Here is a 2,682-nt window from a genome sequence, read left to right as displayed (position 1 = left end):
TTGCTGAAACTACCATGTTCCGCTTTAAGACTATTTTTGGGGGCAATCTCAGTGCACGTCAATTTGACAATCAAGCCGTGGAATTGTTCATCAAATGTGTTGCGCTCAACCGCATGATTCAGATCGCTAAACCCGATAGCTACAAGGTTGAAGGTTAATACCAGGACACTCTCAAGGCGAACCTGACCGTTTTTCTAATCATGCAACAAAGCCGGATGAAATTACAATTTTCAAAGGCTTTTCCAGTTCCCTGGTGCGCCCAACGGCCTACGATCCCGATGTGCCCATTCTGCCAGAGGATGCCCAGATTCTATCCATCGATCGCATTCGCAGCCCCTACGATGCGCGATCGCCCCACTATATTGAACAAGGGCTATCCCTAGACCGCATGGAAGTCTACCTCTCTGCAACCGGAGTGTAGAGAGACGGCTCTACCTCTATAAGCGCGATCGCCGGAGCCAAGCAATCTGACTCACCACCATGGCGACGACCACCGTTGCTGCGCCTAAATAGCCTTGCATACTTAAGACTTCATCTAGCACCAGAAACGCAAACAGAGAGGCCCAAACGGGTTCCATCGTTAAGATCACAGCCGCTTGGGTAGCGTTTACGCGTTGTTGTCCCCAGGTTTGCATCCAGGTCGTGCAGGCAGTACACAACAGGGCTAAATATAGCAGCGCAGGCCAGGGCAAATTCGCTAAAGCACTCATCTTCAGCCAACTGGGATGGGTCGCCAAGACCCAGGGAAAGGCGATCGCTGTTCCGGCCACGAGTTGTGCCCCCGCTAGATCAATGGCATTGAAATGAACCGAATAGGCTTCTAGCCGCCAAACGTACAGGGCATAGAACAGAGCCGTCGCCAACGTCCAGTAATCGCCGACATTGGGCGGTGAGCCATCGGAGGACAGCAAGCCCACCCCCCCAAACGCTAACAGAGCCGATCCCCAAGTTGCCCAGCTCAATCGCCCCCCCATGAGCCGCGTCAGCAAGGGCAGCAAAATCACATAGAGGCTGGTAATAAAGGCACTCCGGTTGACGGACGTAAACTCTAACCCAATCGTTTGCGTGGCATACCCCACCATCAGCCATAGGCCCAGTTCAAAACCCGCTTGAAAAATGGCACGATTGCGATTCATGAAGGGTAAAAAGCAGAGTGCTGCGATCGCAAACCGACTAAAGGTTAAAACACTGGCAGGCACATCGGCGATCGCCCCTTTCACCACCAGAAAGGCACTGCCCCAGAGCATACAAACAACCAGGAGCATCAAGACACCTTGCCAGTGATCCGCAGGAGTTTTCAAAGAGGGGTTGGGAACCATTCGTTCACATCTTAGTCACGCCACAGCGCTCCCATTTAGCGCTATTCTGTCCCCTGCCGTCAAGGGTAGAGACCTGTGCGCTTTCTGCAAAGTTTTGCCAACTCCCCTTGGGCAGGGTCAGGCGATCGCTGTAAAGTTTAGAATGCATAAACCCCGTAACGAATTGCGCGATAGATTCCATGAGCAGCGATCGCACTGTAATTAAATTCTCATCTGAAGACTGCGGTATTTGTCACAAAATGGCGTTTTATGACCAGAAGGTGGCGGAAGAACTCGGCCTCGGTTTTGTGGATGTCAAGATGCAAGACACCGCCACCTATCGCAAATATCGCAAAATCCTCCTAGCCCAGTATCCCGACAAAGCCGATATGGGGTGGCCTACGTATTTAGTGTGCGACAATCCCGAAGGGGAGTTTTCCATCCTTGGGGAAGTCAAAGGCGGACATCCTAAAGGCGAGTTCCGCAGCCGACTCCAAGAGGTTTTAAATAGCGCTTCGACCTAACCCTCAACGCTCGACTCTTCCGAGTTCTCAACATATTGCTCTACCCGATTGCGTCCCTTCGCCTTTGCCTGGTAGAGTACCAGATCTGCTCGATGGAGAGCGGTGCTGACCGTATCCCCTGGTCGCACCGCCGCTACTCCCACACTCACCGTAAATTGAATCGAGTCCGACTGAGCCACTAACTGGGTACGCTCGATCCGTTGGCGTAATCGTTCAGCAATGGAGTTTGCCGCACTCAGCGAAGTCTTTACCAACAGCACCGCAAATTCTTCCCCCCCAATTCGCCCCAGCACATCCCCACTTCGCAGCATGTGGGCGCAAAGTTGGGCAACCCGTCGAATCACTTCATCCCCTTGGGCATGCCCCAGCGTGTCGTTAATGGTTTTGAAGTGATCAATGTCCAGAATCAAAACACAACAGGGGCGATCGCTTTGCATTAAATCGGCGATCGCCTGATCCGCCAATTCAAAAAATGAGCGCCGATTGTAAATGCCCGTCAGGGAGTCCGTAGACGCCAGTTGGCGGAGGGTCGTTTCTCGCTTGATTTGAACGGAAATATCACTTAGCGAAAATAAGACGCACGGCAAATCGTTATAGGTAATCTCTACCCCAGAGATCAACGACCAGAAAGGTGTGTCGTCTGCGCGGCGTAAGCAGGCTTCGAAGTTCGCAATCCGTCCCTGCTTTTGTAGCTGGCTCAAAAATGTGGTGCGATCGCTCAAGCTATCCCAAAAATCCGTTTCCCGATAACGTCCCGCCTCTTGCAGCGCAAATCCAAACAGTTCAGCCGCCCGCTCATTCAAAAAATGAACTACCCCGCCGCAAGCGGACGGGGTATCAGAATCAAAAAAGAGCAAGTT

Annotated in this window: 6 protein-coding genes; 3 read left to right on the top strand and 3 right to left on the bottom strand. The window is 52.2% G+C overall.

Annotated elements, in window-relative coordinates:
- The coding region (locus tag IGR76_03025; protein MBF2077504.1) for an IS5/IS1182 family transposase at nt 1-158 on the top strand (158 nt) is incomplete at its 5' end.
- A gap of 95 nt (nt 159-253) precedes the next feature.
- Complete coding sequence (locus tag IGR76_03020; protein ID MBF2077503.1) at nt 254-421, top strand: hypothetical protein; 168 nt, start codon at nt 254-256, stop codon at nt 419-421.
- A 16-nt stretch (nt 422-437) separates the two neighbouring features.
- Here the strand turns inward: IGR76_03020 and IGR76_03015 are convergent, their stop codons facing one another.
- Entirely contained in the window at nt 438-1,319 is an 882-nt protein-coding gene (locus tag IGR76_03015) for a DMT family transporter (protein ID MBF2077502.1), read from the bottom strand.
- A gap of 4 nt (nt 1,320-1,323) precedes the next feature.
- Complete coding sequence (locus IGR76_03010; protein ID MBF2077501.1) at nt 1,324-1,467, bottom strand: hypothetical protein; 144 nt, start codon at nt 1,465-1,467, stop codon at nt 1,324-1,326.
- Nucleotides 1,468-1,498: 31 nt separating this feature from the next.
- Here IGR76_03010 and IGR76_03005 point away from each other — a divergent pair, with 31 nt between their 5' ends.
- Nucleotides 1,499-1,822 (top strand): thioredoxin family protein, encoded by a 324-nt coding sequence (locus IGR76_03005; GenBank protein ID MBF2077500.1) that lies wholly within the window; start codon nt 1,499-1,501, stop codon nt 1,820-1,822.
- On the opposite strand, the gene IGR76_03000 is transcribed toward IGR76_03005, so the two are convergent.
- A partial coding sequence (locus IGR76_03000; protein ID MBF2077499.1) for a sensor domain-containing diguanylate cyclase occupies nt 1,819-2,682 on the bottom strand: 864 nt, incomplete at its 5' end. The two genes, IGR76_03005 and IGR76_03000, sit on opposite strands and share 4 nt — an antisense overlap.

Source organism: Synechococcales cyanobacterium T60_A2020_003 (assembly GCA_015272205.1).
Taxonomy (GTDB): domain Bacteria; phylum Cyanobacteriota; class Cyanobacteriia; order RECH01; family RECH01; genus JACYMB01.
This window is presented reverse-complemented; position numbering and strand designations above follow the sequence as displayed.

Excerpts from the sequence above, each read along its gene's own strand:
- IGR76_03015 (MBF2077502.1), bottom strand. The coding sequence starts at position 1,319 with ATGGTTCCCAACCCCTCTTTGAAAACTCCTGCGGATCACTGGCAAGGT.
- IGR76_03010 (MBF2077501.1), bottom strand. The coding sequence starts at position 1,467 with ATGCATTCTAAACTTTACAGCGATCGCCTGACCCTGCCCAAGGGGAGT.
- IGR76_03005 (MBF2077500.1), top strand. The coding sequence starts at position 1,499 with ATGAGCAGCGATCGCACTGTAATTAAATTCTCATCTGAAGACTGCGGT.